Origin of the sequence: Streptomyces sp. E11-3 (genome assembly GCF_046540415.1) — a bacterium.
Lineage (GTDB): Bacteria > Actinomycetota > Actinomycetes > Streptomycetales > Streptomycetaceae > Streptomyces.
Genome location: NZ_JAZGRL010000003.1, coordinates 843,344 through 859,927, shown reverse-complemented (window position 1 = coordinate 859,927; position 16,584 = coordinate 843,344). Strand labels below are relative to the sequence as shown.

At 69.0% G+C, this 16,584-nt stretch carries 13 protein-coding genes, 1 pseudogene and 1 riboswitch; of the genes and pseudogenes, 8 read left to right on the top strand and 6 right to left on the bottom strand.

The genetic code is table 11. The features are described from left to right. From U9R90_RS33430 to tgmB, 3 genes are all read left to right on the top strand, one after another. A partial coding sequence (locus U9R90_RS33430) for a hypothetical protein (RefSeq protein WP_411060891.1) occupies nucleotides 1–335 on the top strand: 335 nt, incomplete at its 5' end. Between the two features lie 230 nt (nucleotides 336–565). Continuing rightward, a riboswitch (cyclic di-AMP (ydaO/yuaA leader) is annotated at nucleotides 566–719 on the top strand. Nucleotides 720–1,112: 393 nt separating this feature from the next. Next, on the top strand, nucleotides 1,113–1,304 hold the full coding sequence (gene tgmA / locus U9R90_RS33425) for a putative ATP-grasp-modified RiPP (protein ID WP_411060889.1): 192 nt from the start codon (nucleotides 1,113–1,115) through the stop codon (nucleotides 1,302–1,304). Between the two features lie 6 nt (nucleotides 1,305–1,310). Beyond that, nucleotides 1,311–2,240, top strand: coding sequence for an ATP-grasp ribosomal peptide maturase (gene tgmB / locus U9R90_RS33420; RefSeq protein ID WP_411060888.1), 930 nt, complete (start codon nucleotides 1,311–1,313; stop codon nucleotides 2,238–2,240). A gap of 52 nt (nucleotides 2,241–2,292) precedes the next feature. On the opposite strand, the gene U9R90_RS33415 is transcribed toward tgmB, so the two are convergent. Both U9R90_RS33415 and U9R90_RS33410 read right to left on the bottom strand, forming a co-directional pair. Continuing rightward, complete coding sequence (locus tag U9R90_RS33415; protein WP_411060886.1) at nucleotides 2,293–3,075, bottom strand: hypothetical protein; 783 nt, start codon at nucleotides 3,073–3,075, stop codon at nucleotides 2,293–2,295. Continuing rightward, a complete protein-coding gene (locus tag U9R90_RS33410) occupies nucleotides 3,075–3,566 on the bottom strand; it encodes a hypothetical protein (protein WP_411060884.1) in 492 nt (163 codons plus the stop codon). The genes U9R90_RS33415 and U9R90_RS33410 overlap by 1 nt, the downstream gene beginning before the upstream one ends. 1,000 nt (nucleotides 3,567–4,566) lie before the next feature. Between U9R90_RS33410 and ltrA the strand changes: the two genes are divergently transcribed. Both ltrA and U9R90_RS33400 read left to right on the top strand, forming a co-directional pair. Beyond that, complete coding sequence (ltrA, locus tag U9R90_RS33405; protein WP_411061025.1) at nucleotides 4,567–6,387, top strand: group II intron reverse transcriptase/maturase; 1,821 nt, start codon at nucleotides 4,567–4,569, stop codon at nucleotides 6,385–6,387. Nucleotides 6,388–6,464: 77 nt separating this feature from the next. Then, nucleotides 6,465–6,938 (top strand): annotated as a pseudogene (locus U9R90_RS33400) (RNA-guided endonuclease TnpB family protein); the annotation flags it as partial. A gap of 101 nt (nucleotides 6,939–7,039) precedes the next feature. On the opposite strand, the gene U9R90_RS33395 reads toward U9R90_RS33400, so the two are convergent. Then, nucleotides 7,040–8,251 carry a cation:proton antiporter gene (locus tag U9R90_RS33395; RefSeq protein WP_411060882.1) on the bottom strand — a complete coding sequence of 404 codons (1,212 nt, stop codon included), beginning with the start codon at nucleotides 8,249–8,251 and terminating at the stop codon, nucleotides 7,040–7,042. A 238-nt stretch (nucleotides 8,252–8,489) separates the two neighbouring features. On the opposite strand from U9R90_RS33395, the gene U9R90_RS33390 reads away from it, so the two are divergent. Further along, on the top strand, nucleotides 8,490–8,801 hold the full coding sequence (locus tag U9R90_RS33390; RefSeq protein ID WP_411060880.1) for a heavy-metal-associated domain-containing protein: 312 nt from the start codon (nucleotides 8,490–8,492) through the stop codon (nucleotides 8,799–8,801). Between the two features lie 175 nt (nucleotides 8,802–8,976). Next, complete coding sequence (locus U9R90_RS33385) at nucleotides 8,977–11,283, top strand: heavy metal translocating P-type ATPase (RefSeq protein WP_411060878.1); 2,307 nt, start codon at nucleotides 8,977–8,979, stop codon at nucleotides 11,281–11,283. A gap of 584 nt (nucleotides 11,284–11,867) precedes the next feature. Here the strand turns inward: U9R90_RS33385 and U9R90_RS33380 are convergent. From U9R90_RS33380 to U9R90_RS33370, 3 genes are all read right to left on the bottom strand, one after another. After that, entirely contained in the window at nucleotides 11,868–12,686 is an 819-nt protein-coding gene (locus tag U9R90_RS33380; protein WP_411061024.1) for a sugar phosphate isomerase/epimerase family protein, read from the bottom strand. 53 nt (nucleotides 12,687–12,739) lie between these two features. Beyond that, the gene (locus U9R90_RS33375; protein WP_411060876.1) at nucleotides 12,740–13,900 is read right to left on the bottom strand and encodes a dihydrodipicolinate synthase family protein; all 1,161 of its coding nucleotides are present in this window, start codon (nucleotides 13,898–13,900) and stop codon (nucleotides 12,740–12,742) included. Nucleotides 13,901–14,144: 244 nt separating this feature from the next. Continuing rightward, nucleotides 14,145–15,308, bottom strand: a complete 1,164-nt coding sequence (locus U9R90_RS33370) for a Gfo/Idh/MocA family protein (protein ID WP_411060874.1) — start codon at nucleotides 15,306–15,308, stop codon at nucleotides 14,145–14,147. Between the two features lie 174 nt (nucleotides 15,309–15,482). Between U9R90_RS33370 and U9R90_RS33365 the strand changes: the two genes are divergently transcribed. After that, entirely contained in the window at nucleotides 15,483–16,529 is a 1,047-nt protein-coding gene (locus tag U9R90_RS33365) for a LacI family DNA-binding transcriptional regulator (RefSeq protein ID WP_411060872.1), read from the top strand. The last annotated feature ends 55 nt before the right edge of the window (nucleotides 16,530–16,584 follow it).

The following is a 16,584-nucleotide window of genomic DNA, read 5'->3' as shown; positions in this document are numbered from 1 at the left end:
CCCCCACCCCCACCCCCACGGCCCTCCCGCAGCCCGACAGCCGCATCCTCACCCGCTGGGCCGCCTGGGGCCTCGGCCTCCTCCTGCCGACGGTCATCGCCTCCTGGTTCCTGGTCCTCTCCACCGAGCAGGGCAGCGCATGCCTGATGCGCGGCGGCTGCAACACCCCTCCAGCCGCCGCCTACTGGGGCCCGTTCTGGGCCGCGCTGGTCCTCGGCGTCGCCGCCCTCTGCTGGACCAGGAAGGGGCCGCAACGCCTCCGCGCCGGTGTCGTGGTCACCCAGTGGGCAGCGCAGCTGACGCTTGCCGCGGTGATCCTCAGCTACGGGTCGTAGACGTAGCAGCCTGATTCGCTGATACGCAAACGTGTGCACACATCACCCGTTACCCGGGAGTACCGTGCCCACCTATCCCGAACTCCCTTGAGGTAACAGTCAGTTACTTGTGGCTGACTTATGAAGACCTTGTGTTCGAACGCAAGGTCCCTCTAACGTGCTCGACGTTCGGACAAGTCGAACACCGCGTGGCCGGACCGCCGAATCCTGCCGCCGACGCGCGGCAGCACGTCACGACACCGCCAGGCAGGAGCGGGGGACCCACTCGCGCCGTACGGGACACCACGTACCCGGACGGCTTGGGGTGAAGCCGTGAGAACCACGGCCGGGCAACTCCAGCCCGAACCCGACAGCTCACCTCGCAGGCGTTCGGAGTACGGAGCCACCTTGATGTCCGCGATATCCGCAGTGGGACGACAACGCGCCGCACGCCCCACACCGCCACCCGTCGGCTCGCCAGCCGCGTCTCCTCCGGCCTGCCCGACCTCCGCGCACGGAGTGTGAATTAGGCCGCAAACCGGTGACGACCCTCAACCCTGAGACCCCTGTCACCCGTCATCCGTAGAGCACGCCAACCGGTGGCTGGCAGTACCTCCTTGACGGCACGTCCGGGAGGACGTCGTCACTGCCCACTCGGCGGTTCCGGACATGTGCGGCACCGTCGTCGCGGGCCTGAAACGACACTGTCGGCGGTCGGGTACCGCCACCGTCTGTGACCCCGTACTCGCTCAGCAAGCTCGGAGCCTGCCGCCCCACCGGCACGCAAGAGGAGACAAGATGAGACCGTTCGCACTGAACTACGCCCGTCCCGCCGTGCGCCCGCCGTCTGTGCCCCCTTACGCCTATGACCCCACGCTGCAGTTGAACGTCCTGCCCGACGGGAGCCCGGCCATCAGCGACCACGACCTGCTGCTGGCCTACGGCACCACCACGTCCACCGCCGGTTCCCAGACGCACTTCGACGACTGACGTCCCATGACTGTGCTCGTACTGACCTGCGCCGAGGACGTGACCGCGGACCTGGTGGTGTCCGCGCTCGGCGACGCGGGCGTCCCGGTCCTGCGCCTGGACCCGGCCGATCTCCCGGGCGAGGCCGCCCTGTCCGCCGAATACGTACAGGGCGACTTCGACGGACACCTGTCGGCCGGGGGCCGGATGGTGAGCATGACCAGCCTGCGCTCGATCTGGGTACGCCGCCCCGGCCGCCCGGCAGCGCGCGCGGAGCACCAATCCGCCTGGCTCACCGCCGAGTCCGAACAGGCCCTGTACGGAACGCTGAACTGCACGGGCGTGCGCTGGATGAACCACCCGGTCGCCGCCGCGCAGGCCCGCTGCAAACCATGGCAGCTGCGCGTCGCCCACCACAGCGGCTTCGCCGTTCCCCCCACGCTGATCACCAGCTTTCCGCGGGCCGCACGCGAGTTCGCCGCGCAGCACCCGGACCTCGTCGTGAAGCCGGTGTCGGGCGCGCACCCCAGCGACCAGGCACTGGCGCTGCCCACCACCACCGTCGAACCTGACACGGACTTCGCCGGGGTGGCCGCCGGACCCACGCTGCTCCAGCAGCGCGTACTCAAGCATGCGGACATCCGGCTGACCTGCGTCGGAGACGAACTGTTCGCCGCGCGCCGGCCGTCCGAACCCGACCAGGTGGACTGGCGCTTCGCCGACGACGGGGGCACCTGGACCCCGACCGAGGTACCCAAGCGCATCGCCAGGGCCATCCGCGCGTACATGTCCATCGCCCAACTCGCCTACGGAGCCTTCGACTTCGCCGAGGACGCCGACGGCACCTGGTGGTTCCTGGAGTGCAACCAGGGCGGCCAGTTCGGCTTCGTCCAACTGGAAACCGGCCAGCCCATCGCCGAAGCCGTCGCGGCCTGGCTGGCTTTGAGCACGGGGTGAGCCGGGCCGCCCCAGCACCGTGCATGTGCGCCAGGGAGGCCGCTAGCCGATGTCAGCCGCGCAGTGCGACAACGAGTTGGTAGCCCGTGAAGCCAAGTCCTCCGCCCGCCATGCCCAGGCCGACGACCGTCATCAGGAGCATCATGAACTGGTCGTAGAGAGATAGGCGGGTAGCGGCGCGACTGGGTCTGCGTGGGTCGTAGCTGAGTTCCAATTGCCGTCCGCCGGTCGGGTCCCGGTGAAGGTGGCGTACGCCGTCCAGGTCCGTGTACCGGTACACCTTCGTGTTGTGGGTGTGGTGATCGAGTTCGGCGATCACCGTGATGCCGTGCTTCGGCAGGCGCTTGCCGCAGTACAGGCCCTGTCCCATCACGCTGACCAGATACACCCCGACGGCCGTGAAGAGCTGGACGAACGGCAGCGCGAGCACGAACTCCGACTCGCCGAGTACTCCCACCGTCACATCGATCGCGGCGACGATGGCGAGTGTGCGCCGCGACGGCCTCCGGCTCCTTCCCGTAGAGACGGTCGTGACCAGGTCCTCGCCGTCGACCCGAGACCGGTCGGGCGCCCGTTCGGGCAGGCGGGCACGCACGGCCGCGCTGAATGCGGCCACCGCGGCGGCACTGGCGCCGTGGACCGCGTATACGGCAGGAAGGCGGTCGGCCTGCGCGGTCGTCAACACCACCTCGACAGTTCGGCCGTCACCGCGGACCTCCTCGATGGCCTCCAGCGGGATCCGCGACGTGCTCCCGTCCCGCTCCCACCGCACATGGTCCAAGCCGGCCTCGAAGCGGGCGGTGGCACCGCTGCCGCGCAGCACAAGGGAAGGCATCAGAAGCCCGTCTCCTTGCTGACGTCCTTCTTGCCTGCCGTGGCAGGCTGCTCGGCGTACGGGTCGCGGTTGGGGTCGTAGTACTTCTCGACCTCCGCGTTGATCTGCTTCATACGGTCGCGGGTCGCCTGGTCGATGCCGTCGTAGCCCTTCTGCGAGGAGTGGATCGCCAGGCCCATGCCCTCGATCTGGGTGCCCAGGACCTTCGACAGCTTTTCCAGTTCCGTGTGGACGGTGTTGAAGGTCTCGTAGAGGAACTGGGCCTCTCTGAAGTCCGGCGAGCCGAAGTGGCCGCGCACCACTCGGTCGGCTGCCATCTTGTTCGGGGCCGCCTCGGAGCCGCTCAGTTCGGAGAGCAGGTTGTCGACTCTCTTCTTGAAGCCCGCCATCGCCTTGGCTTCGACCTTCAAGCCCTGCTGCGGGTTCACCCCGTAGAAAGTGTCGAACGACTTCCCCGTGTCCGGCACGGCGGACTTGTCCTCGCCTGCCACTCTTTCCTCCCCGTAAAGAATGAACTTCAGAGAGTAACTCTAGCTACTGGGTGTGACAGTCAGGCGTGGGGGGCCGGAGGGAGTTCACTGCTGCTTGCGGGGAGGCTCTGGCGTTCACGCCGGGGAGGAAACGCATCCGGGGGCTGCGACGCGGAGAGTCGCCGCATCCGGACCAGGGCGCGGAGCGCTGTGCCGCCGTCGGCACTGCCGGCGTGACGCGAACGTATGCGTCATTAGTCGCTGGTTGGGGTGGCACCTGTCGGATCGTGGGACGTGTGTGCAGTGGTCGTACGTATGGTCCTGGAGTGAGTTCGCGATGGCAGCCCGTTCCGGGCCGGGGACCGTCAAAGGGAGTGGGATGGCGCGGATGGGGGCGACTGCAGGAGCCGGGCATGCCCGGTACACCTAGTGCGACACGAGGTCGCACGAACCCAGTGGATCGTCCCGCAGAGAGAGGAACAGCAGGAACAGGTCCCGGACCAGTGTCCAAGGTCAGTCCCCACCCCCGCGTGCGTCGCCGGTAACGGCGGGGTGCGAAGCCGGGGGAAACGCCCAAGGGAACCCTATTCGCTAAGGGTTGACAGGCAAGGGGAAGACGGAGATGGGTGAGCACGAGCGAACCCCTGGTTATGCCCCGTGAAACGGACGTTCCGATAGGCGAGAGCAAGACGGGACGACAGGCTCTAGGCGTGGAGGAGCGCCAGGCGCTCGACGTGAATAGGTACACGGCGAGAAGGACACCGCCGAGCTCGGGGTAGAGGGGGCACCCTGCTACGTCGTATCTGGGAGTGCGGAACGTGGAAACCCCGATGCGCTCTGCGAAGGCAGTAGGCAACCCGTGAGGGAAGTTGATGGCGCAGCGGGAGTAGGAAGATCCAAGAAGCAAAGGCCGACAGGTCGAAAGGCCAGGGGAAAGCTGGATGACAGGCTCTGATGTCACCGGTATAACCCGTCGGATACGGGCTGATGCCCGGCCCGAAAGGGAGCCGACGTGGATCTGGTGGAACCTTGGAGAGAAGACGGGGAGGGATCGGAACTGAAGGGCAAGTTGGGCGACAACCCGCAAGGGTTGTTGAACGGACCGGAAGACGACTCCCAGGACTGGCACAGTATTAGCTGGGCCAAGGAAGAGCGGGCCGTACGACGACTCCGCCAACGGATCTTCAAGGCGTCGCAGGATGGAGACCTGAAGAAGGTCCGCAACCTGCAAAAGCTCATGCTGCGATCGACAAGCAACACGCTCGTAAGTGTGCGGCGAGTCACGCAGCAGAATGCTGGCCGCAACACCGCAGGGGTTGACGGGGAAGTGATTCTGACACCTGGAGGGCGTTCGCGCCTTGCCCGGGAGATCCAGGAATCGCGTACCTGCCCGCCAAAGCCGGTGAAGCGGGTGTACATCCCGAAAAGCAACGGAAAGCAACGACCGCTCGGAATTCCCGTGGTCAGGGACCGTGTCCACCAGATGCGGGTCAAGAACGCGCTGGAGCCCGAATGGGAAGCCCGGTTTGAAGCCCGATCTTATGGGTTCCGGCCGGGACGGAGCTGCCACGACGCAATCGAGAGCATTTTTATGATGACTCGGGGGCGGCGGACGGAGCGAAGGTGGGTACTGGACGCCGACTTGTCGGCAGCCTTCGACCGAATCCATCACGATCGCCTGCTCGAAACCATCGGGACGTTCCCAGCCAGGGGGCAGATCAGAGGATGGATGAAAGCAGGTGTGCTGGAATCGGGCAGGTGGGCGCCTACGGAAGAAGGTACCCCGCAGGGTGGAGTCATCAGCCCACTGCTGCTGAACATCGCCCTGCACGGGATGGAAGAGGCTGCGGGGGTTAAATACCGGGAGCACAAAGGGCGCGAGCCCGGGGCGGCACCGGGAACCCCAGTCCTTGTGAGGTACGCCGACGACTTCGTGGTATTGACACACACGGAGGAGCAGGCGAGAGAAGCACGACAGAAGCTGGAACTGTGGCTGGAACCCAGGGGACTTCGGTTCAACGAAGAGAAGACCAGCGTCGTCCACGTGGACGAGGGATTCAATTTCCTGGGGGTCAACGTCCGCAGAAACGGCAACCAGGTGATTATCAAGCCTAGCAAGGAGGCAGTGCGGAGAATCCGGGAGCGGCTGCGGACCGAGGTCAAGGGGCTTCAAGGGTCCAACGCAGCGGCAGTACTGAGGCAACTCTCGCCGATCGTGCGGGGTTGGGCAACGTACTACCGGGGGGTGGTGTCCAAGGAAACCTTCGGGACGTTGGACTACTACGTCTGGAGACTGTTGTACAAGTGGACCAGGCGCAGCCACCCAAGGAAGCCGAAGAGCTGGGTAATGGCCCATTACTTTGGCAGGCTCGACAAGTCGAGGGAGGATCAATGGGTGTTCGGTGAAACCAGCACTGGCGCCTACCTCCATAAATTCTCCTGGACCCCGATCACCCGACACGTCATGGTCAAGGGCAAGGCGTCCCCGGACGACCCGTCCCTCCAGGACTACTGGGCGAAAAGGCGACAGAAGAAGGCACCGCCGGTCATGGGGAGGACCAGTCTCTACCTGGCATACCGCCAGAAAGGTCTGTGCCCGCTCTGTGACGAGACCCTGATCACCGGAGCAGAATACGAGCCGGACAACCCGCGCGAGTGGATTGAATGGTTCGCTGCGGTGACGAAGAGGCTGCACAAGCACCATTTCGTCTACCGGCGAAACGGGGGCGGTGACGGCTTGGAAAATCTCCGACTCGTACACGCTGACTGTCATCGGCAGCACCACGAGTTCGATGACAAGAGGACTGGCAGAAAGGGCAAGACGCCCGCGAGTTCTGCTTGAGCCGTGTGCGGTGAAAGTCGCACGCACGGTTCTGAGGGGGCCGGGACACGGCGACGTGTCCCGGCTACCCGACCCGACTGCGCGTATCGTCCACCGCCCGCGCCGCCCTGACGGCGGAATGGGACCGATGCCGGTGGGTGTGGAACGAATGCGTCGCCAAGTCCAGGGCCGCGCACCTGCACAACAAGGCGACCGGGGAGAAGCAGACATGCGGCCCAGCGCAGCTCGACAGGATGCTGACCGACGCCCGGAGGACGACGCCTTGGCTGCGCGAGGGGTCGTCGGTCTGCCAGCAGCAGATCATCCGCGACTTCGGCAAGTCCCGCACCAAGGCGCAGAAAGACATCAAAGACCGCCCGCCTATGGCGCGCCGGGCCGGGATGCCGACGTGGAAGACCAAGCGTGAGGCACTGCCAAGCCTCAACTACACCCGGCGCGGGTTCCGGGTGCAGGACGGCCGTCTGCACCTGGCCGGGGGCACCGCGGTGACGGTGGTGTGGTCGCGGGAACTGCCCGCAAGGCCGTCCTCAGCGCGCGTGTACCAGGACAGCTGGTCTCAACCCGGCTGGCGCTGAGGGCGCAAGACCTCTGGGAGCACCGCTCCATGAGGCTGCCTGAGCCAGGAATCTCTTCCCTTTCGGGAGGAGTGGATTCAACAGGACTCCGACTCCGTGATCCGCCCCGACGGCAGCCGCCTCTCCCCGTCCGCCGCCCGCAGCTTCAGCGCCAGCAGCGGGAAGACCAGTACGGACACCATCCCCGCCCCCACCAACGCCGCCGCCTCACCGGACTCCAACGCCCCGTCGTCCAGGCCGAGCGCGGTGATCGCCACCACCAGCGGCAGCGCCGTGGAGGCGTAGAGGGTCAGCGCCCGACGGTCGCGTACACCCAGGTCGCGTGGTGCGAGGAACCAGACCGGCAGGCCTCGTACGACCAAAAACAGCAGCAGGAAGGCGGGCAGGAGGAGCAGCGCCCTGCCGCCGTCCAGCAGCGCCTTGAGGTCGAACTCGATGCCGGTGACGATGAAGAAGAGCGGTACGAGGAAGCCGAACCCCATCCCTTCGATCTTCCCCAGCACCTCGTCGGCGCTCTCCGGGGCGGCCCCGTGCAGCACCAGGCGGGTGATCATCCCGGCCGCGAAGGCACCGAGCAGCACATCGAGGCCCAGGAGATGCGACGCGCCGAGCATCAGCGCGAGCAGCAGCACCACCAGGCGTACGGCGAACTGACCGCTGGTGTGCAGGGTCTTGGCGATGACGCGCGAGAACCACGGCGGTCGCGGGCGCATCGCCCAGAACACCGCTGCCGCGGTCAGCAGCGCGAAGGCGGCGAGCACGATCGTGGACCGCCCCGGCGAACGGCCGCCGAGCAGCAGCGCCATGGCGATGATCGGCCCGAACTCCCCCACCGCGCCGAACGCCATCATCACTGTGCCGAACCGGGTGCGCAGATCACCGGCGTCCCGCAGGACGGGCAGCACGGTGCCAAGTGCGGTGCTGGTTAGCGCCGTACCGATGTACACCCCCGTGGAGAAGCCGCCCGCCAGCAGAGCGCCGAGAGCGAGCCCCGCACCGAGGGCGATCAGCCAGGCCCACACCGACCGCCGCAGGGTGTCGCCGCGCACCTTGTCGATCTGGATCTCGTATCCGGCGAGGAAGATCAGCATGGCCAGGCCGAGTTCGGAGAAGGCGTCGATGACCTCGCTCTGCCGGGCCCACCCCAGGGCGTCGGGGCCGATGGCGATGCCGAGCAGGATCTCGAAGATGACCAGCGGGACGGGCAGCCAGCGGCTGACGCCGTGCGCGAGAAGCGGCGCGAGCACCGCGATGGACATGATCAGAATCAGTGTCCCCGATTGCGCCATAGCCGGATTTTTACCATAAAGTTCGGGCAAATCTGATGAATCCGGAGTGATTTGCTGCGCCCCTGCCCGGCCGGCTCGTTGGCGGCCATCGGCTGGGCGCATTCGCTCGCCCGTCGCGACCCCACTTGGAAAAGTACCCCCTAGGGGTATACAGTCGTAGGTGTCAGGGAGGGCCTGGAATCATAGATTCCGCCCACCTCGCGCTATGCCGCCACGCCCCTTCGACGAGGAGAACGACATGACCGCCCAGACCGAGACCCCGAAGACCGAGACCGGCTCCTGCTGCACCACCGACGGCTCCTGCCACGACGCCCCGGCGGCCACCGAGCAGCAGGGCACCGTCACCGCCGTCTACCAGGTGAGCGGGATGACCTGCGGTCACTGCGAGGGCGCCGTCTCCAGCGAGATCTCCGAGATCGCCGGTGTCACCTCCGTGAAGGCGGTTGCCGCCACCGGTGAGGTGACCGTCGTCTCCGGGGCCCCGCTCGACGAGGCCGCCGTACGTGCCGCCGTGGACGAGGCGGGCTACGAGCTCACCGGCAAGGCCTGAGTCACCGGCCCCGGCCACGGGCCGCGGATTGAGCGACTGGCCGTAGGTTGGGGGTGTGCGGGCGATGCCCGTACACCCTCAGGCCCGTACACCCCCCGACCCGTAAGCCCCCGGCCCGTACGCGCGGACCGGGGCACCCCTCGCACGTACCCCCAGAGCACCAGGACGTACCGCCATGACCAGCACGGCGACGCACGGCGTACCGGCCGTGGACGGCTTCGAGACCGAGCTCTCCATCGGCGGGATGACCTGCGCCTCCTGCTCCGCCCGCATCGAGAAGAAGCTGAACCGCATGGACGGGGTGACCGCTTCGGTCAACCTCGCCACGGAGAAGGCGAAGGTCTCGTACGGGAACGGGGTCGACGTCGCCGACCTCGTCGCCACCGTGGAGAAGCTGGGCTACTCCGCCCGGGAACTCCTCCCGCCCGAACCGGCGCCAGAACCGGAACCGGAGGCCGCGGCCGCCCCGGCGACGGGGGGCGGTGCACCCGACGCTCAGGGTGAGAGCGACGCCGCCGTCTCCGCACTGCGTCAGCGCCTCCTCGTCTCCGCCGTCCTCGCGCTGCCCGTGGTCCTGTTGGCCATGGTCCCCGCCCTGCAGTTCGACAACTGGCAGTGGCTCTCGCTCACCCTCGCCGCCCCCGTCGTCGTCTGGGGCGGCCTGCCCTTCCACCGGGCCACCTGGGCGAACGCCAAGCACGCCGCCGCCACCATGGACACCCTGATCTCGGTCGGCACCCTGGCCGCCTTCGGCTGGTCGCTGTGGGCGCTGTTCTTCGGGGACGCCGGGATGCCCGGGATGCGGCACGGCTTCGATCTGACGATCAGCCGCGCCGACGGCACGAGCACCATCTATCTCGAGGTCGCCGCGGGTGTCATCACCTTCATCCTGCTCGGCCGCTATCTGGAGGCCCGGTCCAAGCGGAAGGCGGGCGCCGCCCTGCGGGCGCTGCTCGAACTGGGCGCCAAGGACGTCTCCGTACTGCGCGACGGCGGCACGGAAGTACGTATTCCGGTCGACCGGCTGACCGTCGGCGACCTCTTCGTCGTACGGCCCGGCGAGAAGATCGCGACCGACGGCACCGTCACCGAGGGCACATCCGCGGTCGACGCCTCGATGCTGACCGGCGAGTCCGTCCCGGCGGACGTAGCTGTCGGGGACTCTGTGGCCGGTGGCTGTGTGAACACCTCGGGCCGCCTGGTCGTGGAGGCGACGCGGGTCGGGTCGGACACGCAGCTGGCCCGGATGGCGAAGCTCGTCGAGGACGCCCAGGCCGGAAAGGCCGCGGTGCAGCGGCTGGCGGACCGTATCTCCGCTGTCTTCGTGCCCGTGGTGATGCTGATCGCCATCGCCACGCTCGGCACCTGGCTCGCCGTCACCGGGGACGCGACCGCCGCCTTCACCGCCGCGGTCGCGGTACTGATCATCGCCTGCCCGTGCGCGCTCGGGCTCGCCACGCCGACCGCGCTGATGGTCGGCACCGGACGCGGCGCCCAGCTCGGCATCCTGATCAAGGGGCCCGAGGTACTGGAGTCCACCCGCCGCGTGGACACCGTCGTCCTGGACAAGACCGGGACGGTGACCAGCGGACGGATACGGCTGCAGGAGGTGTACGCCGCCGACGGCACCGACGAGCAGACGCTGCTGCGCCTGTCGGGCGCCCTGGAGCACGCGTCCGAGCACCCCGTCGCCCAGGCCATCGCGGACGGCGCCGCCGCGCGGGTCGGCACGCTGCCCGCGGCCGAGTCCTTCGAGAACGTCGCGGGGCTCGGCGTGCGCGGCACGGTGGACGGGCACCGGGTGCTGGTCGGCCGGGAGCGGCTGCTCGCGGAGGCCCGGATCGCCCTTCCGGACGGGCTCGCCGACGCGAAGGCGGCGGCGGAAGCCCAGGGTCGTACCGCCGTGGCCGTGGCCTGGGACGGTGAGGCACGCGGCGTGCTCACGGTCGCCGACGCGGTCAAGGAGACCAGCGCCGAGGCCGTCGGCCGGCTGCGCGGGCTCGGCCTGCGGCCCGTCCTGCTGACCGGCGACAACCAGGCGGTCGCCGACGCGGTGGCGGCCGAGGTCGGCATCGACGAGGTGTACGCCGAGGTGCTGCCCCAGGACAAGGTGGCCGTCGTCGAGCGGCTGCGCCAGGAGGGCCGCACCGTGGCCATGGTCGGCGACGGCGTCAACGACGCGGCGGCGCTGGCCACCGCCGATCTGGGCCTGGCCATGGGCACCGGCACGGACGCGGCGATCGAGGCCGGCGACCTCACTCTCGTACGGGGCGACCTACGGGTGGCCGCGGACGCGATCCGGCTCTCCCGCAGGACCCTGGCCACCATCAAGGGCAACCTCTTCTGGGCCTTCGGCTACAACGTCGCGGCGCTGCCGCTCGCCGCCGCGGGACTGCTCAATCCGATGATCGCGGGCGCGGCGATGGCCTTCTCGTCGGTCTTCGTAGTGACCAACAGCCTTCGGCTCAGGTCCTTCACATAGTCGACACAGTCCTCACAGCACCCTTACGCTCGGGACCGTATTGGCATTTCGGGCCTCTTGCGCATGTACAGGACATATGCAAGAGACGTAGATCACAGTGATTCCAACGTAACCATTCGAGGGGCTCGCGGGTCTAAGTAGGCGATGGCTGGGACGTCTTGGGGGACGTCTCCGTCGTCAGGGGACGTCTTGGGGGACGTTCCCGGGATGTTGTTGGCCGGGGCGCACGTGCACCGGAGAGCTTGAGCGGCCCTCCCGTACGCACGCGTCCCGGCAGACCGCACCACTTGGACACCCGGGCGGATCCCGTGGGGGGAATCCGCTTCGGGGAATGGGAAGCGCCCCGTCAGTCGGCCCGTGGGGGGTCCGACTGCGGNACTCGGCCTGCTGCGGACGGTCGAGGAAACTGCGGCTGGCCGAAGAAACTTCGAGGGGGCCCGGCCCGTCGGCCGAACCCCCTCGGGTTTTCCCCTCCCCATTCCCTCCCCTACCAGGACTTCCCGATCCCCCCGGATCACCCCCCAGAAGTCCTGATGCCAAGTACGACCCACGTCACCCGGAAAGGGTTGTACGACTTCACGCAGTTATTTTTCTGGGGGTCGACATTCCGGGGTGTTCGCGATGAATCGGGCGACCGTCTCCGCGAGGACCTCGTGCCCGTCGCGCGCCCACAGGCCGTCGTTGAAGAGCTCCACTTCGATCGGGCCCGTGTACCCGGCCGCCTCGACCTGGCGGCACCAGTCCGGCAGGTCGATGACTCCGTCGCCGAGTTGCCCGCGCCCGGTGAGCACACCCTGTGGAAGAGGCGTGACCCAGTCGGCCAGTTGGAAGGCGTGCAGTCGGCCCTCTGCCCCCGCCCGGGTGATCTGGGCGGGAACCAGGTCGTCCCACCAGAGGTGGTACGTGTCCACGCAGACGCCCACCTGGTCGGCGGGGAAGCGTTCCGCCAGGTCGAGGGCCTGGCCGAGGGTGGAGACCACACAACGGTCGGCGGCGTACATCGGGTGGAGGGGTTCGATGGCCAGTCGGACGCCGCGGTCCGCCGCGTAGGGAGCCAGTTCGGCCAGCGCGTCCGCGATGCGCTCCCGGGCGCCGTACAGGTCGCGGCTGCCGGGCGGCAGGCCGCCGGAGACCAGGACCAGGGTGTCGGTGCCGAGCGTCGCGGCCTCGTCGATCGCCGCCCTGTTGTCGTCGATGGCCGCCACGCGCGCGTGGGCGTCGATCGCGGTGAGGAAGCCGCCGCGGCACAGCGTGGTGACGGCGAGCCCCGCGTCCCGTACCAGCCGGGCCGCCTTCTCGACCCCGTACGCCTGGACCGGCTCGCGCCACAGGCCGACGCCGGGGATGCCCGACGCCGTGCAGGACTCGACCAGTTCGGGCAGCGTGAGTTGCTTGACCGTCATCTGGTTGATGCTGAAGCGGGCCAGGTCCGAAGAGTTGACGGGGGTGACTGGGTTCACTGGTCGACTCCGTACACCGTGAGGAGGGCCTTGATGCGGGCCTCGGCCAGGGCCGGGTCGGGGAACAGCCCGAGCCCGTCGGCCAGTTCGTACGCCCGCGCCAGATGGGGCAGCGAGCGCGCCGACTGCAGGCCGCCGACCATCGAGAAGTGGCTCTGGTGGCCGGCCAGCCAGGCCAGCAGGACCACACCCGTCTTGTAGAAGCGGGTGGGCGGCGCGAAGAGGTGGCGGGAGAGTGCGACCGTCGGGTCGAGGAGCTCCCGGAAGCGCTGGGCGTCGCCGGTGTCCAGGGTGCGTACGGCCTGCGCGGCCAGTGGCCCGAGCGGGTCGAAGATGCCCAGCAGGGCGTGGCTGAAGCCGTGCTCGTCGCCCGCGATCAGCTCCGGGTAGTGGAAGTCGTCGCCCGTGTAGCAGCGCATCCCGTCGGGCAGACGGCGGCGCAGCGCGACCTCGCGCCCGGCGTCCAGGAGCGAGACCTTGATGCCGTCGACCTTGTCCGGGTGCGCGGCGATGACCTCCAGGAAGGTCTCGGTCGCGGCGTCGAGGTCGGACGAGCCCCAGTAGCCCTCAAGCGCCGGGTCGAACATCGGGCCGAGCCAGTGCAGGATCACCGGTTCCGTGGCCTGGCACAGCAGTTGGCCGTAGATGTGGAGGTAGTCCTCGGGGCCTCGCGCGGTCGCCGCGAGGGCGCGGGACGCCATCAGGATGGCCTGCGCGCCCGCGTCCTCGACCACGGCGAGCTGGGTCTCGTAGGCGGCCCGCACCTCGTCCAGCGAGTTCGAGGGGCCCGCGGCGAGCTGGTCGGTGCCGACCCCGCAGGCGATCTTCCCGCCGACCGCGGCGGCCTCGGCGGCGGAGCGCTTGATCAGTTCGGCGGCGACCGGCCAGTCCAGGCCCATGCCGCGCTGGGCGGTGTCCATCGCCTCGGCGACACCGAGCCCGTGCGACCACAGATGGCGGCGGAAGGCGAGGGTCGCGTCCCAGTCGACGGCGGCCGGGGAGCCCGGCGAGGTGTCGGCGTACGGGTCGGCGACCACGTGCGCGGCCGAGAAGACCGTACGGGAGGTGAGCGGACCACCCGCGGCGAGGGAGAGGGGTTCGGTGCGGGGCGCGTAGGCGTACGTACCGCCACCCGCGCGTGGCAGAAGAACGGTCACCTGATTCCTCCGAGGATGCCCCGGCCTTCAGGCCGGGGAGGGTCGGCTGACTGCCGTGCGTTGCGAGAACCAAGCGCGTACGCCGTGCTGATCGAGAGCCAGGACAGCACATACACCTCCAAGTTTTGCTGTATGAACCCGGGCTGGTTTCAACCCGGATGGTGTTGACCGTGGAAGACCTGTCGGGTCGCTGACCCGCAGGCTGCGTGAGCCAGAAATCCCCCTGCCTCAGCTGGGGGAGGATTCAAAGCGACAGCTCTGGTATGTCGAAGCGGCGGCCCTCGGCCGAGGACTTCAGGCCCAGTTCGGCGAGTTGCACACCGCGCGCGCCCGCGAGCAGGTCCCAGCGGTAGGGCGCGCCGGAGTAGACGTGCCGCAGGAAGAGCTCCCACTGGGCCTTGAAGCCGTTGTCGAATCCATCGGCCCCGTCCTGGTTGTCGGGTACTTCCTGCCACTGCTCGCGGAAGGCGTGCGTCACGGGCAGGTCCGGGTTCCAGACCGGCTTGGGGGTCGCGCTGCGGTGCTGGACGCGGCAGTTGCGCAGGCCCGCGACGGCCGAGCCCTCGGTGCCGTCGACCTGGAACTCGACCAGTTCGTCGCGGTTCACGCGCACGGTCCAGGAGGAGTTGAACTGCGCAACCACCCCGCCCTCCAGCTCGAAGATGCCGTAGGCGGCGTCGTCGGCGGTCGCGTCGTACGGCTTGCCCTGCTCGTCCCAGCGCTGCGGGATGTGCGTGGCGGTGAGCGCCTGGACGGTGCGGACCCGGCCGAACAGCTCGTGCAGGACGTACTCCCAGTGCGGGAACATGTCGACGACGATGCCGCCGCCGTCCTGGGCGCGGTAGTTCCAGCTGGGGCGCTGGGCCTCCTGCCAGTCGCCCTCGAAGACCCAGTAGCCGAACTCGCCGCGTACGGACAGGATGCGGCCGAAGAAGCCGCCGTCGATCAGCCGCTTCAGCTTGAGCAGTCCCGGCAGGAACAGCTTGTCCTGGACGACGCCGTGCTTGATGCCCGCCGCGTCGGCGAGGCGGGCGAGCTCCAGGGCGCCGTCCAGGCCGGTGGCGGTCGGCTTCTCGGTGTAGAGGTGCTTGCCCGCGGCGATCGCCTTACGCAGCGCCTCCTCGCGGGCCGATGTGACCTGTGCGTCGAAGTAGATGTCGACCGAGTCGTCGGCGAGTACGGCGTCCAGGTCGGTGGACCAGTGCTCCAGGCCGTGCCGCTCGGCGAGGGCCCGCAGCGCGTGCTCCCTGCGGCCGACGAGGACCGGCTCCGGCCAGAGCACGGTGCCGTCGCCGAGGTCGAGGCCGCCCTGCTCGCGCAGCGCGAGGATCGAGCGGACCAGGTGTTGGCGGTAGCCCATCCGCCCCGTTACGCCGTTCATGGCGATGCGCACCGTCTTGCGTGTCACGAGAGTCCCTCTCCGCCGTGCTCAGGAGCGCCCGCCACGTCATAGCAAGCGCTTTCTATGCCAGGAAAAGCTAGCCTGACCCGCATGGCCCGGACAAGACGTCGGGCCAAGTCGAGGCGAAGACGTCGCGGTGCGGGCGTCGAGGCGAGTGACCGAGCGGCTCTGGAGGCCGAGATGACCGTGACCCTGGCGGATGTGGCGGCCCGCGCCCAGGTCTCCCCGGCGACCGTCTCGCGGGTGCTGAACGGCAACTACCCGGTCGCCGAAGCCACCCGCGAGCGGGTACTGAGCGCCGTCGCCGAGCTGGACTACGTACTCAACGGGCCGGCCAGCGCGCTCGCCGCCGCCACCTCCGACCTGGTCGGCATCCTCGTCAACGACATCGCCGACCCGTTCTTCGGGATCATGGCCGGTGCGGTCCAGTCCGAGATCGGCGGCCCCGGGGGCCGGGCGGGCGGTGAGCGCCTCGCGGTGGTGTGCAACACCGGCGGCTCCCCCGAGCGCGAACTGACCTACCTCACCCTGCTCCAGCGCCAGCGCGCCGCCGCTGTGGTCATCACCGGTGGCGCCGTCGAGGACACCGAGCACGCCGCGGCACTCGGTGCCAAGCTGCGGCGGCTGACCGACGCCGGGACCCGGGTCGTGCTGTGCGGGCGACCGCCCGCGCCCGACACCGGGGCCGTCGCGCTCGCCTTCGACAACCGTGGCGGCGGGCGGGAGCTGACCGCCCATCTGCTGGCCCTGGGCCACCGGCGTATCGGCTACATCGCCGGCCCCGAGGAGCGCACCACCACCCGCCACCGGCTGGAGGGGCACCGCGAGGCACTCGCCGCCGCGGGCCTCCCGACGGGCTCCGAGCTCACCGTGCACGGGCCCTACGACCGCGCCTCCGGCTTCCGGGCGATCGGCGAACTCCTGCGCCGGGACCCGGACCTGACGGCGGTCGTGGCCGCCAACGACACCGTGGCGCTGGGCGCCTGCGCGGCACTGCGCGAGCGCGGGCTGAGCATCCCGGACGACGTGTCGGTCGTGGGCTTCGACGACCTGCCGTTCAGTGTCGACGCCACCCCGGCGCTGACCACCGTACGGCTGCCGCTGCACGACGCCGGGGCGCGGGCCGGACGCATCGCGGCGGGGCGCGAGAAGGAGCCGTCCGGGGGGCTGGCGGTGGTGCACGGGGAGTTGACGGTACGGGCCTCGACCGCGCCGCCGCGCGCCTGAGCGGTGAGCGACGCCTGACCCTGACCCTGACCCCGACCCCGACCCCGACCCCGAC

Excerpts from the sequence above, each read along its gene's own strand:
- tgmA (WP_411060889.1), top strand. The coding sequence starts at position 1,113 with ATGAGACCGTTCGCACTGAACTACGCCCGTCCCGCCGTGCGCCCGCCG.
- tgmB (WP_411060888.1), top strand. The coding sequence starts at position 1,311 with ATGACTGTGCTCGTACTGACCTGCGCCGAGGACGTGACCGCGGACCTG.
- U9R90_RS33415 (WP_411060886.1), bottom strand. The coding sequence starts at position 3,075 with ATGCCTTCCCTTGTGCTGCGCGGCAGCGGTGCCACCGCCCGCTTCGAG.
- U9R90_RS33395 (WP_411060882.1), bottom strand. The coding sequence starts at position 8,251 with ATGGCGCAATCGGGGACACTGATTCTGATCATGTCCATCGCGGTGCTC.
- U9R90_RS33390 (WP_411060880.1), top strand. The coding sequence starts at position 8,490 with ATGACCGCCCAGACCGAGACCCCGAAGACCGAGACCGGCTCCTGCTGC.
- U9R90_RS33385 (WP_411060878.1), top strand. The coding sequence starts at position 8,977 with ATGACCAGCACGGCGACGCACGGCGTACCGGCCGTGGACGGCTTCGAG.
- U9R90_RS33380 (WP_411061024.1), bottom strand. The coding sequence starts at position 12,686 with ATGACGGTCAAGCAACTCACGCTGCCCGAACTGGTCGAGTCCTGCACG.
- U9R90_RS33365 (WP_411060872.1), top strand. The coding sequence starts at position 15,483 with ATGACCGTGACCCTGGCGGATGTGGCGGCCCGCGCCCAGGTCTCCCCG.